The 17,588-nt window shown below is 50.4% G+C and carries 19 protein-coding genes, 1 tRNA gene and 1 pseudogene; 20 read left to right on the forward strand and 1 reads right to left on the reverse strand.

The features are described from left to right. Window positions 1–18 precede the first annotated feature (18 nt). The 20 genes and pseudogenes from HDT28_04940 to HDT28_05035 all read left to right on the forward strand — a co-directional run bounded on the left by HDT28_04940 (window position 19) and on the right by HDT28_05035 (window position 17,396). Complete coding sequence (locus HDT28_04940) at window positions 19–525, forward strand: PcfK-like protein (GenBank protein ID MBD5131922.1); 507 nt, start codon at window positions 19–21, stop codon at window positions 523–525. Next, window positions 515–1,804 carry a PcfJ-like protein gene (locus HDT28_04945; protein MBD5131923.1) on the forward strand — a complete coding sequence of 430 codons (1,290 nt, stop codon included), beginning with the start codon at window positions 515–517 and terminating at the stop codon, window positions 1,802–1,804. The genes HDT28_04940 and HDT28_04945 overlap by 11 nt, the downstream gene beginning before the upstream one ends. A gap of 11 nt (window positions 1,805–1,815) precedes the next feature. Beyond that, window positions 1,816–2,202, forward strand: a complete 387-nt coding sequence (locus HDT28_04950; GenBank protein ID MBD5131924.1) for a hypothetical protein — start codon at window positions 1,816–1,818, stop codon at window positions 2,200–2,202. Between the two features lie 259 nt (window positions 2,203–2,461). Continuing rightward, on the forward strand, window positions 2,462–2,884 hold the full coding sequence (locus tag HDT28_04955; protein ID MBD5131925.1) for a class I SAM-dependent methyltransferase: 423 nt from the start codon (window positions 2,462–2,464) through the stop codon (window positions 2,882–2,884). Window positions 2,885–2,891: 7 nt separating this feature from the next. After that, window positions 2,892–3,555, forward strand: a pseudogene (locus HDT28_04960) (hypothetical protein). Window positions 3,556–3,560: 5 nt separating this feature from the next. Next, on the forward strand, window positions 3,561–3,941 hold the full coding sequence (locus HDT28_04965) for a hypothetical protein (protein MBD5131926.1): 381 nt from the start codon (window positions 3,561–3,563) through the stop codon (window positions 3,939–3,941). Between the two features lie 11 nt (window positions 3,942–3,952). Further along, the gene (locus HDT28_04970) at window positions 3,953–4,567 is read left to right on the forward strand and encodes a hypothetical protein (GenBank protein MBD5131927.1); all 615 of its coding nucleotides are present in this window, start codon (window positions 3,953–3,955) and stop codon (window positions 4,565–4,567) included. Then, on the forward strand, window positions 4,560–5,060 hold the full coding sequence (locus HDT28_04975; protein MBD5131928.1) for a hypothetical protein: 501 nt from the start codon (window positions 4,560–4,562) through the stop codon (window positions 5,058–5,060). Before HDT28_04970 ends, HDT28_04975 begins: the two co-directional genes overlap by 8 nt. A gap of 193 nt (window positions 5,061–5,253) precedes the next feature. Next, complete coding sequence (locus tag HDT28_04980) at window positions 5,254–5,865, forward strand: hypothetical protein (GenBank protein ID MBD5131929.1); 612 nt, start codon at window positions 5,254–5,256, stop codon at window positions 5,863–5,865. Then, entirely contained in the window at window positions 5,844–6,953 is a 1,110-nt protein-coding gene (locus HDT28_04985) for a GNAT family N-acetyltransferase (GenBank protein ID MBD5131930.1), read from the forward strand. The genes HDT28_04980 and HDT28_04985 overlap by 22 nt, the downstream gene beginning before the upstream one ends. A gap of 13 nt (window positions 6,954–6,966) precedes the next feature. Beyond that, complete coding sequence (locus HDT28_04990; GenBank protein MBD5131931.1) at window positions 6,967–7,386, forward strand: hypothetical protein; 420 nt, start codon at window positions 6,967–6,969, stop codon at window positions 7,384–7,386. Then, window positions 7,383–8,789, forward strand: coding sequence for a phage portal protein (locus HDT28_04995; GenBank protein ID MBD5131932.1), 1,407 nt, complete (start codon window positions 7,383–7,385; stop codon window positions 8,787–8,789). The genes HDT28_04990 and HDT28_04995 overlap by 4 nt, the downstream gene beginning before the upstream one ends. Further along, a complete protein-coding gene (locus tag HDT28_05000) occupies window positions 8,786–9,418 on the forward strand; it encodes a hypothetical protein (protein ID MBD5131933.1) in 633 nt (210 codons plus the stop codon). Before HDT28_04995 ends, HDT28_05000 begins: the two co-directional genes overlap by 4 nt. Then, entirely contained in the window at window positions 9,415–9,846 is a 432-nt protein-coding gene (locus HDT28_05005) for a hypothetical protein (GenBank protein ID MBD5131934.1), read from the forward strand. The genes HDT28_05000 and HDT28_05005 overlap by 4 nt, the downstream gene beginning before the upstream one ends. Next, window positions 9,837–10,355, forward strand: a complete 519-nt coding sequence (locus HDT28_05010) for a hypothetical protein (GenBank protein MBD5131935.1) — start codon at window positions 9,837–9,839, stop codon at window positions 10,353–10,355. Before HDT28_05005 ends, HDT28_05010 begins: the two co-directional genes overlap by 10 nt. A gap of 165 nt (window positions 10,356–10,520) precedes the next feature. Further along, the gene (locus HDT28_05015) at window positions 10,521–11,423 is read left to right on the forward strand and encodes a hypothetical protein (protein MBD5131936.1); all 903 of its coding nucleotides are present in this window, start codon (window positions 10,521–10,523) and stop codon (window positions 11,421–11,423) included. Beyond that, on the forward strand, window positions 11,423–13,582 hold the full coding sequence (locus tag HDT28_05020) for a hypothetical protein (protein ID MBD5131937.1): 2,160 nt from the start codon (window positions 11,423–11,425) through the stop codon (window positions 13,580–13,582). The genes HDT28_05015 and HDT28_05020 overlap by 1 nt, the downstream gene beginning before the upstream one ends. 12 nt (window positions 13,583–13,594) lie before the next feature. Next, window positions 13,595–14,359: a hypothetical protein gene (locus tag HDT28_05025; protein MBD5131938.1), complete on the forward strand. Its 765-nt coding sequence runs from the start codon at window positions 13,595–13,597 to the stop codon at window positions 14,357–14,359. Between the two features lie 105 nt (window positions 14,360–14,464). Then, window positions 14,465–17,179, forward strand: a complete 2,715-nt coding sequence (locus HDT28_05030; protein MBD5131939.1) for a hypothetical protein — start codon at window positions 14,465–14,467, stop codon at window positions 17,177–17,179. A gap of 4 nt (window positions 17,180–17,183) precedes the next feature. Next, on the forward strand, window positions 17,184–17,396 hold the full coding sequence (locus HDT28_05035) for a hypothetical protein (GenBank protein MBD5131940.1): 213 nt from the start codon (window positions 17,184–17,186) through the stop codon (window positions 17,394–17,396). 74 nt (window positions 17,397–17,470) lie between these two features. Here the strand turns inward: HDT28_05035 and HDT28_05040 are convergent. Further along, a tRNA-Glu gene (locus HDT28_05040) sits at window positions 17,471–17,542 on the reverse strand. Window positions 17,543–17,588 lie beyond the last annotated feature (46 nt).

The following is a 17,588-nucleotide window of genomic DNA, read 5'->3' on the forward strand; positions in this document are numbered from 1 at the left end:
ATTAAAAAACATAAGGAAATGACAAAAGGAACAGACAAATTCAAGCAGGTTATCAAGACCTATCTTGAGAAAAGAGCGAAAGAAGATGAGCTCTTCGCACCCAAGTACGCGAACCCGAAGAAAAGCCTCGATGAGTGCGTGGACTACATCATCGATGAGGTGCAGAAGAGCGGACGGCAGGGTTTCGCAGATGAGGAGATTTACGGCATGGCCGTTCACTACTACGATGAAGAGGATTTGAAGGTGGAGAAGGGGAAAAGTAGCCCCCGTGTTGTGGTGAACCATACCGTGGAACTGACCGAGGCGGAGAAGGAGAAGATAAGGAAGGAGGAAGAGGAGGATGCCCGGCGCAAGGCGAAGTTTGAGTATAGGATGAAAATACGGAAAGAGTTACAAAGCAAGAAAGCCAAGGAGAAGGATAATAAGAAAGAGAAGCCCGCGCCGAAGAAGGCCGAACCGAAGCCGGCAGAGCCGAAGCAGGACAATCAGTTGGATTTATTCAATATGTTGAGCAATGAAGCCTAAGACGAAGATACAGAAAGAGGTTGCGGAGCTTATGAAGCTTCCGTGTGTGCACTGCCTCACCGACAAAGAGGCCCAATACGGATACCATCACTGTTTCGACCGGATCGCCTTCATGCGTTCCGGAGGCAAGGAGGCTATATGCTCAGAATGCGGAACACGGTTCAAGGTTGATAACAAGACCGCGAAGACGCTACGGTGCCCGCACTGCGGGGCGGTGATAAAGAAGCAGAAAGAGCATAGAAGTGTTCTTCGTACCAAGGCGTATTACGTGGTTCCGGCAGCCGTGGGACGCTTCCAGGTTCTACGCTGGTTCCTTGTCGATACCTACAAGAAGGCCTTGCAACCCGCCCAGTACGACTATTTCGAGGTGGCTCAGATATGGTTCGCCCCTGACGGGAAGCAGGTTATCGCGGAGCGAAAACGGGGTTCTTTTTATTGGATTGACTCGTGGAGTTATAATTCCTCGCTCGAAATCCGTAATCGTGCCGAAAGCGTCTTGAAAACCATCGTTCCCTATGCGGTCTACAACCGGGGCGGTATAAGCCCCGAATTGAAACGGAGAGGCGTCACGTCGAACTTTCACGACATGGCCCCGATAGATATTGTAGCATTCCTTCTCGAGAACCCGAATGCGGCGACCTTATGGAAAGCCGGCCGATACGATGTTGTGTCCAATTTCTTGTCCCGTAACAAACCGATAGGGGAGGTCTGGCCGGCGTTAAAGATATGCTTACGGCATGGGTACGATATAAAGGACGTAAGCCTGTGGTGCGACATGGTTTCCAATCTGCAATATCTTGTAAAGGATTTGAGAAACCCGCATTACGTTTGCCCGGAGAACCTCGAGGCGGCTCATGACAAATACCAACAGCTCGCGGACAAGAAACGATACCGGGAGGATATGGAGAAAAGGCGTAACGAGGACACGAAATGGGATAATAAATACAAGGCGATGAAGAAGCCTTATTTCGGGCTACTTATCTCGGACGGGGAAATATCGATGAAGGTTCTTCAAAGTGTCGAGGATTTCTACCTTGAGGGTGAGGCGATGCACCACTGCGTTTACAAGATGGGTTACTACAAGAAACCTGAAGTGCTTATCCTCTCGGCCACGATAGCCGGGAAGCGCATCGAGACGGTCGAGGTGTCTTTAAAATCGTTCAAGGTCGTTCAGAGCCGTGCCGTCTGCAACGGCAACAGCGAATACCACAAACGCATCATTGAGCTCGTAAACCAGAATATGAACCAAATCCGCAAGTGTGCGAAGAAGGCGGCATAAACGACAAAGATATGGCTAAAGAAAACGATCTCATTAATAGCAAAATTGAGGCGATAGACCGCAGGATAGGGGAATTGCAGCAGGAGAGGGCGTATCTGATAAATAGGCTCCCCCTCATTGAAAATGCCTTTTTCGCCGTCGAGAGAATGGGCATAGACCGGGATTTGTTTCTCGGACGTTGCAGGAAAACCCGTTTGGCTTTCGCGCGTTGTGCTGTGGCCGCCTATCTTCATAGGTACAGCTTCACGACTATCCAGATAGCGTTTATCCTGTGTCGCGACCACGCTTCGGTGTCGAACTACCTTCGACAATACGAAAGGGCGATGCAGGAGCCGCGTTTCTACCGTGATTTGGTGGCGTTTCTTGAAGAATTCAACAAACAATTAACGATAAGATGAAATGATAACGATAACAGTAAAATGGCATCTGTTTGTACTTATAGCCTTTATCCTTATCGGTTTTATATGGGCAAGAACCCGTAATAACGATAAAGGAGGCGAGTATTTAGACCTCGGCTCGAGCCGATTTTGGGCAACCGTCCTATGGGCGGTGTTGACGATAATCGCCTTGCTTGTTTACGGCGGTATATTTTGGTGGTAAAACTTTAAAAACAAAATGGAAAAGAAACGAATATTGGACGCCTGTTGCGGCGGTAAGATGTGCTGGTTCGACAAGAACCACCCCGAGACCGTCTACATGGATATTCGGAAAGAAACGCACACGCTTTGCGATGGCCGCACGCTGGACGTGTCGCCCGATGTGGTGGCCGACTTCCGGAATATGCCTTTCGAAGATGCGACTTTCAGCCTCGTTCTTTTCGATCCGCCCCACTTGAAACACCTCGGCGATTCGGCGTGGCTGGCCAAGAAATACGGAAAGTTACTGCCTACGTGGGAGGACGACATACGGAGGGGCTTCGATGAGTGTATGCGCGTCTTGAAGCAAGACGGGGTTTTAATCTTCAAGTGGAACGAGGAGCAGATACCCACCGCCAAAATAATCTCTCTAATCGGGAAACAGCCGCTTTTCGGGCACACGGGCGGCAATCAGAAAACTAAATGGATGTGCTTCATTAAATAATAAGAATATGCAGAAGATAATGTTTGACGACCGCTTTTTGCTCACAAAGGCGGTGTTCCGTGGTGTAAAGACGAACACGCGGCGGGACGAACTCACGAAAAAAGAGCAGGAGAAGTTGACGGGTTACGAGCGTGTAGGGGCAAAGCCTCAAATTATTGACAACCATATTGTCGTATGTAACTCTTTCGGCCGGGTTGTATTCTCCAAAAAGACCCGTTACAAAGTTGGTGAAATCGTGGCCGTGGCGCAGAGTTACCGCGATGCAGGGTACAAAATATGCCATTATGGCGGTGTACCGGCTGGGCATATTATGATGTATAAAAATATCCCTGAAATATCAAATATTGTACCTGAGAAAGGTTGGGAGAACAAGATGTACGTGAAGCCCGAATTGATGCCGATGTGCATACGGATGAATAACGTGCGTATCGAGCGGTTGCAGGATATATCCGATGAGGATTGCATCAAGGAAGGGATACTTCAGGACAAGTATGATGATGACTACTATGGGAAGATATGTTGGAGATGATTTCTTTTATTACGAAGAGAATGGCGATGGTTTTAAATCCCCCTACGAAGCCTTCGCCGACTTGATAGACCGCGTTTCAGGCAAAGGCACGTGGGAGCGCAACCCCTACGTGGTGGCGTATGATTATGAACTTGTTAAATAGAGGATATGAAAGCGAGAAGAATATCAGACGGCAAGGTAATCGAGGTTCAAAGCCTCCTTGTGAACAGCCTGCAAGATGTCAACAACCCATATCATTGTAGAAAATTCATTGACACGGACGGGAAGGCATACGATAGATACGAAATCGAGATTATCCCCGATGAGCCGCAGGCGTCGGAACCGCCCGCCATCGATTGGGAAAAGAGGCGGTACGAGATAGCCAAAGAGTTGTTTTCTGAAAGGGTTGAATGTACGTATAAAAGTTTAGAGGATTATGATTTTCTACAAATGAAAAATCCGGCAAAATTTTTGAATGATACCTTTGAAAACGTGGCGAGTTCCTGTGTGCAACTTTCTGATATGCTCATCAAACAACTGAGGACGTAAAACTTAAAGGATTGAGCGGGTATTCATTCAATGTTATAGATGGCCGCCTTTTTGTAAAAAACGAAGAAAAAACGCTGAAAGGATGCATTCGTGGTGGGAGGCCTTCCTATAACCTAAAAGGGGATGACGGGAAAGTACGGATTTACAATGACAAAGTGTTGAAATTCTACATAAAAAATCCCGATTTGCCCGCATTGTGCAACAACTTCGTGCATAAGACACGTGTTTATCTTTCCGATGACGGAGATATATTGCCTTCGCTGAAATTGAATGGGCGATGGGATGTGTTCAAGGGAATAGATGATGCCCTTGAAACTGTGCTTATAATGAAGGCCTATAACGAGGGTGATAAAGGGCCTCTTTTGGAATGGATAAAGGGGGCGCGGAAGAACGTCTGTTATGCTATCACGAAGTTTGGGAAGTGTGGTTTGAAACTTGCCGAGAGTTGTATGGATGAGGCCGAAAATCTATTTATGGAACAAATCAGCAATTATAACGTGAAGAGAATAGCCCCCCTGTTCGCGACACTTTGTAAGTGCTTACGTGTTCAGATTGAGTTCGTGAAAGGCAGGGAGTTGCCGTACAAAGATGAAATTTACATTAGAAAGGAGGCCGGCAATGATTGAAAGATTTTTTCTTGATTATCAAGTTGCCGTAAGACGCAATGACGGCGAAATTCTTGATAGAGATAAAGTGATTAAAGGTATTGGCCTATCCACAAACCCCGCCCGAGGTTTCTTTTCCTTTCTGGGATATACGTCTATCGGACGTAAAATATTGACAGACACGGTACTCTACCAAACAGACTACGAAGAATTGGCTTTGTCCGTGTACGGTGAAGCGAAGCGCAATCTCGATCCGAGACTATATGCGGTGACGCTGGAGTTTCATTGGCGGGAAATGAGGCTGGAAATCAATAAAACAGAAGCCTTTTTGGGCGAGTTGCGCGAACTTTTGCGGAAATACGACGCCAATATATACGACTACGAGGAATATCAGCTGAACATTCAAATCGGTGAGGAAACCGTTGTCTATAAGTGGTCGGATATGGGATGTGGAAATGAAGATTGTTGCCTCACAGCCGGCAATATTATGAAAGGCCGATGCTTGGGCCGATAAACCCCGGAAAACCTACATAAACAAAAGTAATTCAGCGGAAAGAAAAGGCCGATAAGATGCCGCATTTTCACGACTTTTTTTAAGCGTTGTTTTAAATGTTGTTTAAAGCTTCAAAATAATAAACACGAAATCAAGTATTTAAATTGCTTTTTAGAGGTAAATTTGTTTACTTTGCGGGATAAATCGAAAGTAGATGAAACTCGAGTTTTTACCCCTATCGAAAATCAAGGAGAATGAGGCGAACCCGCGCACAATCACGAAAGACAAGTTCGCCCGTCTTGTGAATTCGTTGATTTCCTTCCCTACCATGCTGGCGATACGCCCTATCGTGGTCGATGATTCGCTTACGATATTGGGAGGTAATATGCGTTACCGGGCACTCGTCCATATATCGCAGATGCAGTTTGAGGAAATTAAGAAGCGCATACAAGGCGACAAGGTAAAGGAGGCGCACTGGCAACGTTTCTTTGACAAGCCAACAGTGCCCGTCCTAAAGGCTTCCGATTTGACTGACGAGGAAAAGCAGCGCTTCATCATCGAGGATAATGTTCCTTTCGGCGAATGGGATTGGGACAAGCTCGCGAATGAATGGAACAGCGAAGACCTCGAGGAATGGGGGCTGGATGTGTGGCAGCCCGAAGAGGAAAACGGTGACAAGAAAAAACCGAAAGCGTGTGAGGATTTGTCAAACGACATCAAGGAATGTTTCAAGATTGAAATTGACTGCGGAAACGAAGAAATCCAGCAAGAATTGTTTAACGAGTTAGAAGAAAGGGGGTTGAAATGCCGTCTTTTGACATTGTAAGGAAATCGACACCGAAAGAGACGTTTCGCGTCAAATCCATTATCGGTAAATACGACCTTCAACAAGCGGAGGCGGTCGAGCACTTTCAAGGATCTATCGACTTACCCGACAAATGGAATATCGGTTGTATTGTCGGGCACTCGGGAACGGGCAAGACAACAATTGCAAGAGAGTTGTTTGGCAATAACATTGTTTCGGGTTACGATTATACGCACGATAATATCCTTGACGATATGCCTTCCGACTGCGAGGTGAATGAAATCGCAAAGACACTCACCTCGGTCGGTTTCTCTACCCCCCCCTCTTGGTTGAAACCATATCACGTTCTTTCCAACGGCGAGAAGATGCGGTGCGATATCGCACGCGCAATTCTCGAAAACAAGAATGGTTTATTTGTTTTCGACGAATTTACCTCAGTTGTCGATCGAACGGTCGCGCAAGTATCATCGCTTGCGATACAGAAAGCCATCAGAAGAAACGGAAGCCAATTCATAGCTGTTACTTGTCACGAAGATGTAGTAGACTGGTTGATGCCAGATTGGGTATTTGACACGAACAAGATGAAATTTGAACGTCTCGATTTCGAGGCGCAAAAAAAAAATAGACCAAAATTGCAAATCGACATATACAAAACTGACAAAAAGCAGTATTATTGGAACATATTCCGGAAGTATCATTATTTGAGCCACTCGTTCAATAATGCCGCGAAAGTGTTTATTGCATTCTGCAACGATTCTCTTTGTGGTTTTTGTGCGACACTTCCATTTCCACACCCTTTTAAGAAAAATACATGGAAAGAACATCGCACAGTTGTATTGCCCGATTTTCAAGGAATTGGTATTGGCTCTGCATTCACAGATGCAATTGCTCAGAAATTTATCGACAACGAAAAATGTTTTATTTCGACGACATCAAATCCAGGTTTGATTTTCTCGAGGGCAAGAAGCAAAAAATGGAGAACTACACATATAGGGAGAAAAAGTAGTGGTAGTGGTAGTGGTAGAATACAAAATAAACACATAAAAGGGTCTACCTCCGCAAATAGGATAACAGTCTCTTTTGAATATGTAGGTACGAAATCGGTTTGAAATCGGTTTGAAAATGGCGAATAGGAAAATAGCGCAGGCAGGAGAAAAAACACGCTTCTCGAGCACGAGACAGCCCGCGAATGCGGGCCGGAAGCCCAAGCTGTATACTATCGCCAAGAAGGGCTACAACATAGGCATAGACGATTTCCGGGAAGTGGTGGCGTACGTGATGCAGGCTAACAAGGCCGATTTGGAGAAAGTGATAGAGGACGAAACCACACCCGTTTGGGTGGTGAATATCGCAAGAGCCTTGCATAAGGACACCGGCAAGGGGGTTACGTTCACCCTCCGCGAACTGGTGGACCATTTATTCTACCGCATACCGAGGGACAAAGGGGGAGAGGCGGCCGATATGGACACCTCGCAATTGACCGATGCAGAACTGGTTCAGTTTTACCGATTGTTGGACAAGATGAAGAAAAAAGACGAATGAACGAACTGACACGCATACGGGTGGAGATGTTCCGCAGGGGGATATTCGACTTCATCACGAAGCCGGGGCGGAAGCGTCACGCCAAGCAGCACGAGGCTCTTTGTGCGTTGACCGACCCCGATACCCGTGAACTCATGTACGGCGGCGGTGCAGGCGGTGCCAAGTCGTGGACGGGTGCGGCATGGGAAACCTTTTCCGCGCTTGCCTATCCCGGCACGAGTTACTTCGTCGGCCGAAACCACCTCACCGACCTTCGTAAGTCCACGTTCGTTACGTTCATCAAGGTGTTCAACCGATACGGGCTCAGAGAGGGCGAGGATTACACCTATAACGGCTCGTACCATTATTTTCAGTTCAGGAACGGAAGCACGATAGATTTTCTCGAGGTCGGCTATAAGCCCGGCGACCCGCTCTATGAGCGTCTTGGCTCGAAGGAATACACCGCCGGCTGGATCGAGGAGGCCGGAGAAATACAGGAAAAGGCGTTTGAGGTGCTTCGCTCCCGGGTCGGGCGTAACGGCAACGACCGATACGGCATCGCGCCGGTGATTTTCATCACTGCCAACCCCAAGAAGAACTGGCTTTACAACCGCTATTACAAACCGCACGTTGAGGGCGCTTTGCCCTCCGATATACGGGTTATCCTATCCCTTGTGGACGACAACCCCTTCATCGAATCCGTCTATAAGGACAACCTCGAGAAGCTGACCGACAAGGTGGCGAAAGACCGCCTTCTGCGTGGTATCTGGGACTACGACAACAACCCGAATGCCCTTATAGACCGCCTCGCCCTCGATGCCCTTTTCAACAATCCCATCGCAGACCGGAGCGGACACCACTACTTGACCGCGGACGTGGCCCGCCTCGGAAGCGACCGGGCCGTCATCATGATTTGGCGCGGGCATACGGTTATCCATATCGAGGAGATGCCTCTCAGTCGTATAGATGTGTTGGCCGGGCGTATCCTCGCCCTGATGCAGCAGTACCGAATACCGTACTACCGGGCCGTGGCCGACGAGGACGGCGTGGGCGGCGGGGTGGTCGATATTTGCCGCATTCAAGGCTTCCAAAACGGCGGAAAGGTGTTCAACGGCGAGAACTTCGTAAACCTCAAGACACAATGTATCTACAAGACCGCTTCGGATGTGAACGACAACATCTATTCGATTGACTGCGCCCTCACGTCCAAGCAGACCGAAACGATACGGACGGAATTGGAGCAGTTACAGAACGCCGCCCCGGACAAGGACGGAAAGATGAAGGCAAAGAGCAAGGAGGACATCAAGCGCGACATCGGGCGAAGCCCCGACTACTCCGACGCCTTTATCATGCGCAAATACTTTGATTTCAAGAGAGTGCAGAATGACCGTGTGACGACGGTCGTAAACGATTATCCGGTATGAGAGAGAGGTTGTATATATGGGCGGCCCTCCGCATCGAGCGACTGCCTTATTTCGTTTCGGCTTGGATCGGCAAGCGGTTCGACGTGTCGGCGTTCATCGCGAAGACCTGCGACCCGATGCCGCGCCGGCTGCTTTTCAAGCGCATCTACCGCCCGCCCGTCAAGGAGGACGGCACCTATATATACGGGCGTGCGCCCCTCACGGTCGGACAGCGCTTCACGGCGATACAGGCTATCAAGGCGGGCGACACCGCGAAAGCCCTACGTGCGTTCTACCGCATTCCGGCCTGGTATCTCCTGCTCGGCACGTTCGGCAAGGTGACCCGCCTCACCCGCTACATGAGCGAGGACTTGCAGGCACGCGAGGAACGCGACCGGAAATTGCAGACCCCTCTGACAGATTTACAGAAAAAGGCGGGGTATGACAAACTGAACTTCGGCCTGTTCGGTGTCATCGACTACGTGGCCACCCGCAACCGCCTCAAATACGGGGAAGTGGAGGAACTGCGCGATGAAACCCTCTGCGCAATCCTCAAGATAGACCACGACCGGGAGCGTGTGCGCCGCCGCGAGATTGAATTGAAGGCCGCCGAGGAAAACCGTAAAATCAAAAACAAGAATAGAATATGATAACCGAACTCAACCCGATATACGAGAAGGCTTGGCAGGAGCAGGAGGGAAGCGGGAGCTTCTACTACAACGAACCCGACCATATGCAAAGGACCGGCAAGAAACTCAACTACCCGTGTCTGTTCCGTCTTCTGCGCACCAACGACACCTTGAAGCGTACCAACGTCAACGACCGCTACGCCCGTTCCGAATCGTTCCTTGCGTGCATCAAGGTTTCCGATTTACCCGGCCCGGACGAGGAGGCTTTGGAAAACCGCCTATTGAAACTCGTGCAGGGCTTTCTGCGGACGCTCCGCAAGGACGGAAGAATTCAGTTCAACGTGCCGACAAATTACATGTGGTATCGGAGAGATATTGAGGATTTGGCCCTTTGTCTCAAATTCGACATGGAGGTATCGGTAATAGCGGAGGATTGGCAATGCTTGTAGATTTCGTGTTGATAGTGCAGCGGCGCCTCGATGCGTGCGCGAACCGCATACGGGAGAATATCACCGCCACCGGCACGCGGGCGAGTGGCCGCACGCAGGCGAGCATCAGGGTGGAGGTGTCGGCAGACACGGGAACGATCTACGGGCGGCAGGCGTTCTCGGTATTGCAGACCGGGCGGCGCGGCGGCAGGGTACCGCGCGGATTTGTCGATATGATGAAGGAATGGATAAGGGAGAAGGGGGTACGGACGACACCAATCCCCTACGTGCGCCGTCCCTCGGCGAAGTGGCAGCCGAAATACACGCCCGAGCAGAGGGGTGTGAACGCCGCCGCGGGTGCGATAGCGTACAAGATACGCACGCAGGGCACGAGCCTTTATCGGCAGGGCGGCAGGGAAGACATCTACACCGAACCGATACGGGAGGCCGTGGAGGGCGTGAAAGCCGATGTAAAGGCGGCCTACGTCGCCGAAATCGTCAAGGATTTACGAAGATTAAAAGATATATAGGATATGGCTCAACCGAACTTTGAACTCGTGAACAATACGTTCGCCCTCTCGCCTATGGTGTTGCGGGCGACGATGGAGGCCGGTACGGGGATTACACTCACCGTTTCCGTCAACCGTACAGGGGAGGCGGTACAGATAGAACTTCAGGCCGACACGGACGGAAATGTGGTTTACGATATGGCGCCCCTCGTGCGTGACCTAATAAGGCGACAGTTCAGGAGGGAGAACATAAAAGGATATACGTTCAGTCCGTACGGATTGACCCTTACAACCAAACTCGACAACACCTATACCCTTGAGCATTACGTTCTGTGGGCCCGCGCCGAAAGAAGCCTTGTAAAGACCATACTTGAACAGAATGCCGTAGCCCTCCTTCCGTCAAGGAAGGTAACCTACAACCGCGATGCTCCGCAGATGCTATTTTCCTTATTTGCTCAAGAGGAAGAGGATAATAGCATTTACATCAAGAATAAAGCGGGCAAGGAGTTCGGGGTTTTCGATTACGTAATCAATAGTGCATACAATTGGGATGTCCCGTTTATGGAGCGTTATACCGAAATACAACTTCCCGAAGGGGATTACCAGGTGTTCATCGGAGAACGGCCACAGAGGTTTCTTTTCGACCTCACCGTCACGGACGGTTGTTTCCCGACCGAGGCGTTGAAGGACGGCACAATGGTATATATCCGCTTCTGCAACCAATGGGGCGGTATATCGTATGCCCTCCTGCAATGCCCACAGCGGAGCAAGAAGAACAAGAACACATACGTGCAGAAGCAATACGCATTAGACGGCAACCCCGACAGCGAAACCCTCTACACGGTATACCCCGACCGCGTGATGACGGGGCAGGAAATCACCCCCTCGTTCAAGGCGGGCAAGGACAAACTCACAAGCGATGAACTGCGGGAATTGCAGGCGATTTTGGTTTCTCCCATGGTGGATCGCTACGATGCCGAGGCGAATGAATGGGTGCCCGTCTATCCTTCAGACAGCACCGTAACGGAAACCAACGACGCCTTGCATGAGATAACGATAGACTTCGACGAAAACACGGAGGGATTTTAATGAACAACAGAGCGTTATATATAAGCAACCAACGGGTTGACCTTCCCGACAGCGTATCGTTCAACCTCAAATGGCAGTGTGCCGAACCGGGGGAGTTGAAGATTTACGGCAGCGGGAGCACGACGATACGGCTTCCGTTCACGCCTACCAACGATGCGGTGTTCCGTTACAGCAAGATATTGACCGTCATCGGCGGGCGGGAATTCGAAACGTTCAAGGATTGCCGCTACTACGAGCGGGGGCGGTTGATGATTTTCGACGGCACGGCGTTTCTCGTGGCGATAGCGGACGGGTACGAGATTTGTCTGACGTGGGGCAACGGCGACTACGTGCAGAGCCTCAAGGATAAGAGTGTGGCCGACCTCGGCGGGGACACGTTCGCATGGGATAATAGCGTTCCTTATCCCCAGGTGGAGACAAGCATGACGCCGAGCCTCTATTCTACGTTCTACCTCGACAAAGGCACGGAGAAGTTCCGGCCCGCGATGACGCGCCCCCTGTTCTCATATTTGTCAATTCTCAATACGGTGGGCATCGGGCAGGACAATATGCCGTCCAACGTGTATAGTTACCTCTGTTACGCGATGTTGCAGGCAAATTCGTTGCAGGCAAAAGGTTTAGATATATCGGAATTGAAATATGTACAAAAGGAAACGAGAAATATAACATTATCAGCGGGAGGTTATTATGCAAGCGGGGCGATTCCTTACGATAAAGACAAATCACCCTGTATAAAGATAGACGAAATCACGGTATCTCAAGATGGAGAATACACGATACATATCATTGATAATTATATTGAATATTATTCAGTATCAGAATATGGAGGTAGTACTAATCGAGGCACTGTATGTTTTTTCATCTCCGACACCGATGCCGATATATCAATCATTGGTATCAAGCAAGGCTATCACGAACCATTCGTGGATAGATACACAGGGGAATATATGCCGATGTATATCAATGGAAGCGAGGATAGTTATTACCCCGAAAACGCCGCATCTCCTACGAATAAGATAGAGGCTTTGGCAATCTGTAGGTTGAGCACTGATAGCGATTATCAAAACAATGTCTTCGAGAGTGTGAACGGCGGCGATTTAGTAAACCTTAAAAAAAACGTCAAATACTGCGTGTATGCAATGCCTAATAGTGTTGGTTCTGCAGGAAAAATATTTGTCGAATTCAGTGTAATGGTTGGACTTTTCGTAATCGGAAACACAACAAATGTTGACAGCAATATAGAAACCCCCGACAATCCAGTATTGAAGCTGCGCCCCCCGAAGGCGGTACAGATGCTCGGCTACTCGACCGCCCACGACATCGTGCAGGACTTCATGCGCCTATTCCCGCTCATGGTTATCCTATACAAAGGACAGCCCTATTACTTCGACCTCTCGACCGTGCTCGAGAACAAGCCCAACGCCTACGACTTCTCGCCCTACTTCGTCAGCCTCAACAAAATAGAATTCGGCAACTCGAAGGTCGGACTACGCAATGAGGCCAATTTCGCGGATTACGAGGATTTCACGGGAAAGCGGGCCAACGGCACCTTCACCACCATAGCAGGGAGAGGAAATGGCGGAGAATACACGAAACTCGACCAGATAACGAGCTACGACACCACGACACCCTTCAACGATGGAGAGATGGCGTATTTCCCCCAGACGGAGGTCACTTACGACGACAAGACACAGACCTACAAGGCCAAACTTCAGGAAAGGCCGAACCTCCTTTATTATAGGCGAAACCGCAGAGGCTCGGCAAACTCCTACAAGATTGAGGACGGGAACGGAGCCGAATACACCATTTATAAAGAGGAAGCGAGTTACGGCACATTCCAGCACATCATCGACAAATATTGGCAGGATTTCATAAATATAGTATCAACGCAGAAGACCGTCACGGTGACGCTCAACATCGACCCGGGCGAACTGTTCGATTTCGATTTCCGGCGACCCGTATATCTCAAACAAATATCCGTGTACGTGTTCGCGCAGAAGATAACCTATAAGGGCGCGGGCGTGGCCGAATTGGTGGGCATCGTCCTACCCTCCACCTCGCAGGGAACACCGAAGCCCATCGAGGACGACGGTATGCTGGTCGATGCGACCGATACCTACTTGGTGGACAGCCAAGGCAATTATATTGTAGAACAATAAATATTTACCGATATGGCAAAGAAAATACAACTCAAGAACGTCCCTTTTGTGAATAAAATAGAATCGCTCCTCGGAGCCGATGCGAACAACAACTTTGCGCAGATAACGCCGAAAGACCTCGTACCCGTTGAGGGAGATAGGCCCATACCTCTGCAAATGGTTATTAATACTCTTGGCCCTGCGGATGAAGATTTCCATGATTTGGATAAATGCGCGGTTGTGAAGTTGCTGTCGGTAGACGGGAAATATCCCGCGAATGTCGGTGACGAATTCTATCTTTGGACAACGACCAGGCCGAATTTCAAATCCCAATCTTCTTCTTCTTCTTCTTCTTCCCCCATGCTATGCGACCAGGGCGTGGTTAAGGTGAGGGTCGCGAAGGCCGTCATCAACAACACTGGCGAGCGCATCCTCGTGACCGCAGGGAGGTACACGTGGAAAAGTCACAAATTCATCAATCCGGCGACTTCGCAGATACCTGCGATACCTGAGAATACGCCGTTATTCGAGTTCATTTATAAAAGGTTCATAGGCGATACGGACAAAATATATCCGTATTTCAGAGGGAGGAGGAAAACCAAATCCCGAACATGCAGCACCCGCCGCACGTTCGGGATGAGCCGCACGCTGGACACCTCCGGCATACAGTATTTCACTTTCGAACTGAGGAATATTATAAACACGATTTACGATTTCGCAACTCTGAAAGCGAGCATAAGAAAGATAGGTGATGCTACGTATTGCACGAAGGTACGGTTTTACAGCCGACCGTCGTAAAAAAATTATGGCCCTCCGTTAGAGGGCCTTATGGTCCTCCGTTAGAGGGCCTTATGGTCCTCCGTTAGAGGGCCGCGACAAAGATAAATAAAAATAAGATATAATATGGCAACCGAAGAAGACATCGTATTGCGGGTAAAGGCCGAGAACAGCGAGGCAATCAAGAGGCTTGCCGAGCAGAGGGTTCTTGTCGACCAACTGCGTAACAGCAACAAGGGGTTGGAAGCAGAGAACAAGACCTTGCAGAAGTCTATGAACGACCTCGCCAAGCAAGGCAAGTCGAACACGGACGAATACAAGGAGTATTCGAACAAAATCAAGGATAACACAGTCACGATAACCGCGAACAACGAGGCTATCAAGGCGGCCAACAAGGAGATGACGAACCAATCCCGCGCGATACAGAACAACATCAAGTTCCAGAAGGAGAACACGGATAGCGTACAGGCTATGCGTGCCCAGCTATCGATGATGAAGGCCGAATACTACGCGATGAGCAAGGCCGAGCGGGAGAGCGCCGACGGCGGGGTGGCGTTGCAGAAGCAAATCAAGGAGCTCAACGATGATATAGGAAAGGCCGAGCAGTCGATAGGTGTGTTCGGTCGGAACGTGGGCAACTACGAGGGGGCTATCAATTCCGCTATCGGGGCGAACAAAGGCTTCCTCGGACAGCTCACCGCGATGCAGAACCAAGCCAAGACCACGGGGCAGTCGTTCGGTACCGTCCTTGTGCAGGGCATCAAGGCAGTCGGGAGCGCTTTCAAGGCGCTCTTGGCAAATCCTATCGTGCTCACCCTCGCCGCGATTGTGGGTGTGATAACCGCTCTCACAAAGGCTATCAAGGGAAACGAGGAGCAGAGCCGAAAGTTGCAGGTTTTGATGGCTCCCCTCACCCGAGCGATGGAGGCTTTCAAGGCAGTCTTGCAGGGTGTCGCGGACGGATTGATTGCCGTCATGGGGTGGCTCTCCAAGATGGCCGGCGGCGTATCGAAGGCGCTCGAGAAACTGCCTTTTGTCGGTAAGTATATCGCGCAAGCGAACGAAGCCACCGAGGCCGCCATACAACTTGAAAAGGACAAGCAGGCCTTGCAGGACGCAGAACGTAACAATCAGCTCGAGCAGGCCAAGACCGCCGAAAAGGTTTCGGAGCTCCGCGCGAAAATTGCGCAGAAGGACAAGTACAGCGCCGAGGAACGCATCAAGATGATAAACGAGGCCGCGGACGCGGAGAAGAAGCAGGCCGATGAGAACATACGCCTCGCCGAAGAGAAACTGCGTATAGCGCAAGTGGAGGCCTCGTACAGCAAGAACAGCAAGGATGCGAACGAGGAACTGATACGCCTTGAGGCCGAAGTAATCAACCAGCGCACCCGCATGAACGACCAGATACGGGCGCTCGAAAAGCAGAGGCAGACGGCTATCACACAGATTGCCGCCGAGCAGAAAGCCGCCGATGATGAACGCCTCAAACGGGAACAGGACTACCAGAAGACTGTAGAGGACGGACGCAAGAAGATACGCGACCTTACGCTTGAACTTATGGCAGAAGGGCAAGACAAGGAAATCGCCTTGCGGGAAAAGCAATACCAAGATGAATTGGCGAACATTCAAGGCACGGAGGCGCAGAAAAAAGAAATCCGCGCCCTGCTCGAGGAGAAGTACAACCGCGACTTGCAGGCGATACGGGAGAAATACAGCGCGGAGGCCTTGGATAAGGCCACGGAACAGAAGGCAAAGGAACTTGAAATAATGCTCGAACTCGCACGCGGAAACGCGGACAAGGAGCTTGAAATCAAGTTACAGCAACTCGATATGGAACGTCAGGCGGCGATACAGGCCGCCGAGGAAACGGGCGTGGCCGTCGAACTCGTGGAACAGCAGTTTGCGCAGCGCAAAGCCGATCTTGAAGCCGAGGCCGAGGAAGCCCGCAAGGAAGCCCAGGCCGAGAAGTTGCAGGAATATTTCGACGGGATAGCGGAGAAATACGCGCAGGAGCTTGAAGGGGTTGAGGAAAACGAGCAGGCGAAAGCCGACCTGCAACTGCAGATCGAGCAGGATAAACTGAACCGCCTTCTCGAGATTACAGAGGAGAACAAGGCGGCGATGTTCGATAGCGAGGAGGCCTACCAACAAGCGGTTCGCGACCAGATAAAGCAGACCGACAAGCTCAGAGATAAAAGCGAGGAAATAGCAAGGGAAACCGCCGAGAATAATGCCAAGGTGTTAAAAGATTCCTTGAAGAATATGGCAAACTCTATGCTTGACCTGTTCAACGAGATGGCGGGCGACAGCGAGGAAATGCAGGCTTTCTTGAAGGCCGTCGCCTTGGTGCAAATCGGCATCGATACGGCAAAGGGTATCGCGGGTGCCGTGGCGGGGGCTATGGAACAACCTTTCCCGCTGAACCTCGCCGCGATTGCTTCCGGCATAGCAGCCGTGACGGCGGGCATCATCCAAGCCAAGAAGACGTTGAGCCAACAGGGTAAAGTGCAGACCCCGCAATTCGCAACGGGCGGTTTGGTGGAGGGTGCCGGGACGGGCACGAGCGACAGTATATCGGCCCGCCTCTCGAACGGCGAGAGCGTCATCAATGCCCGGAGCACCGCGATGTTCGCGCCCCTGCTCTCGAGCATCAACCAAGCCGGGGGCGGTGTGCCCATTCAAATGGAGGGTGCCGCTTCCCAAGCAATGGGCTCTGACTATATGGCCGAATCACTCGCACAGGCGATGCGCAATCTTCCGAACCCGGTCGTTTCGGTGCAGGAGATAACGACCGTAAACAACCGCGTATCCGTGCTCGAAACGTTGGCAAACCGATAGAACGATGAAGAAGATAGAATTGTTGAGGACGTATGATATAAGGCGGCTCGTGAAGGCGGGTATCGTCTCTCCGGTAGTGCTTCGGAACATGGACATGTTCGATTATTACCAAACCTGCATCGAAACACGCAACCCGGTTGCTCTGACGGCTTGCCGCTTCGGGGTCGATACGCGGACGGTGAGCAATGCGGTAAGGGATATGCAGCAGGTGGTATAGTCAAAGAATAGTCCCGCTTTTGGTCCCGTAAAAAAGAAAACCCCTCTGTTTAGAGGGGTTTCAATGGTTGTTTGTACTCCCACGGGGAATCGAACCCCGATTCCTAGACTGAGAATCTAGTTTCCTAACCATTAGAAGATAGGAGCATCGAGAGGTCCCAAGCAGATTCGAACTGCTGTCAACGGTTTTGCA

The organism is Clostridiales bacterium (assembly GCA_014799665.1).
In the GTDB taxonomy this organism is placed as follows: Bacteria; Bacillota; Clostridia; order Christensenellales; family Pumilibacteraceae; genus Anaerocaecibacter.

Bases quoted from the DNA above. Each gene is read 5' to 3' on its own strand.
- HDT28_04980 (MBD5131929.1), top strand. From the start codon at position 5,254: ATGAAACTCGAGTTTTTACCCCTATCGAAAATCAAGGAGAATGAGGCG.
- HDT28_04940 (MBD5131922.1), top strand. From the start codon at position 19: ATGACAAAAGGAACAGACAAATTCAAGCAGGTTATCAAGACCTATCTT.
- HDT28_04950 (MBD5131924.1), top strand. From the start codon at position 1,816: ATGGCTAAAGAAAACGATCTCATTAATAGCAAAATTGAGGCGATAGAC.
- HDT28_05020 (MBD5131937.1), top strand. From the start codon at position 11,423: ATGAACAACAGAGCGTTATATATAAGCAACCAACGGGTTGACCTTCCC.
- HDT28_04985 (MBD5131930.1), top strand. From the start codon at position 5,844: ATGCCGTCTTTTGACATTGTAAGGAAATCGACACCGAAAGAGACGTTT.
- HDT28_04945 (MBD5131923.1), top strand. From the start codon at position 515: ATGAAGCCTAAGACGAAGATACAGAAAGAGGTTGCGGAGCTTATGAAG.
- HDT28_05010 (MBD5131935.1), top strand. From the start codon at position 9,837: ATGCTTGTAGATTTCGTGTTGATAGTGCAGCGGCGCCTCGATGCGTGC.
- HDT28_04990 (MBD5131931.1), top strand. From the start codon at position 6,967: ATGGCGAATAGGAAAATAGCGCAGGCAGGAGAAAAAACACGCTTCTCG.
- HDT28_04975 (MBD5131928.1), top strand. From the start codon at position 4,560: ATGATTGAAAGATTTTTTCTTGATTATCAAGTTGCCGTAAGACGCAAT.
- HDT28_04995 (MBD5131932.1), top strand. From the start codon at position 7,383: ATGAACGAACTGACACGCATACGGGTGGAGATGTTCCGCAGGGGGATA.
- HDT28_05030 (MBD5131939.1), top strand. From the start codon at position 14,465: ATGGCAACCGAAGAAGACATCGTATTGCGGGTAAAGGCCGAGAACAGC.
- HDT28_05025 (MBD5131938.1), top strand. From the start codon at position 13,595: ATGGCAAAGAAAATACAACTCAAGAACGTCCCTTTTGTGAATAAAATA.
- HDT28_04965 (MBD5131926.1), top strand. From the start codon at position 3,561: ATGAAAGCGAGAAGAATATCAGACGGCAAGGTAATCGAGGTTCAAAGC.
- HDT28_05000 (MBD5131933.1), top strand. From the start codon at position 8,786: ATGAGAGAGAGGTTGTATATATGGGCGGCCCTCCGCATCGAGCGACTG.
- HDT28_04955 (MBD5131925.1), top strand. From the start codon at position 2,462: ATGTGCTGGTTCGACAAGAACCACCCCGAGACCGTCTACATGGATATT.
- HDT28_05005 (MBD5131934.1), top strand. From the start codon at position 9,415: ATGATAACCGAACTCAACCCGATATACGAGAAGGCTTGGCAGGAGCAG.
- HDT28_05035 (MBD5131940.1), top strand. From the start codon at position 17,184: ATGAAGAAGATAGAATTGTTGAGGACGTATGATATAAGGCGGCTCGTG.